This is a genomic window from Falsiroseomonas oryzae (assembly GCF_027856955.1).
GTDB lineage: Bacteria > Pseudomonadota > Alphaproteobacteria > Acetobacterales > Acetobacteraceae > Falsiroseomonas > Falsiroseomonas oryzae.
In genome coordinates this window covers 1-750 of record NZ_JAPSMD010000939.1, presented here as the reverse complement: position 1 = coordinate 750, position 750 = coordinate 1, and the positions used below count along the sequence as shown (strand labels likewise).

General features: G+C 77.2%; 1 protein-coding gene. It reads right to left on the bottom strand.

Translation table 11 applies throughout. The features are described 5' to 3' along the window. A partial coding sequence (locus OZN99_RS32820; protein WP_270939362.1) for a DUF2927 domain-containing protein occupies positions 1 to 750 on the bottom strand: 750 nt, incomplete at both ends.

The window sequence follows — 750 nt, the reverse complement described above, 5'->3', positions numbered from 1 at the left end:
AGCCGCGTGCGCCGGCTGCCCGGCATCGCGCCAGGGTCCGCGAAGGCCAGCCGCAGGAAGGCATCCACCACCGCCGCGTCGTCCGGTTCCAGCGCCGGCTGGCCCGGCCCCTCGGCGACGTCCCCGGGCCGCAGCCGCCGCATCGCCGCCAGCGCGGCGCGCTGCGCCTCCGCCCGTGTCATGCCGGGCGCGATGCCGGGCTGGTAGAGCAGGCGCAGCAGCCAGCGATCCAGCCCGGTCAGGTCGCAATAGGGGCTCGTGTCGTTGAACACCGACCAGCCGATCGCGGGATCGTCGCCCAGCAGCCCGAGCAGCTGCGACAGCTCCTCCACGATCGCGGCCCAGACCATCGCCGGGTCGCGGTCGGTGCGCACCAGCACGAGGCCGCCGGTGATCTCGTGCCCGCCCTCGCGCGGGAAGCCCGGGCTGAGCAGCCCGCCGGTCTCCGGCGTCAGCCCGGCCAGCAGGTGCTCCATCGCGCCTCGCCCGGCGAACATCCGCCGGACCGGCGCGGCCTCCGCGCTGCTGCGCAGGAAGCGCGCGGGATCGGGGCTCAGCACCAGCGGCACGTTGGCCTGGGCCATGCCGCCCACGCCGATGGCCTGCCCGGTCAGCCGCGCCAGCTCCGCCGCGTGCCGCGCGACCCAGGGCGCGTAGCGCGGCGCATCCTCGCCCAGCACGGCGATGCGCATCGGCATGCGGAAGCGCTGCAGCCGTGTGCGGGCCGGCGCGCCGGTGCCGGCGTCGCCG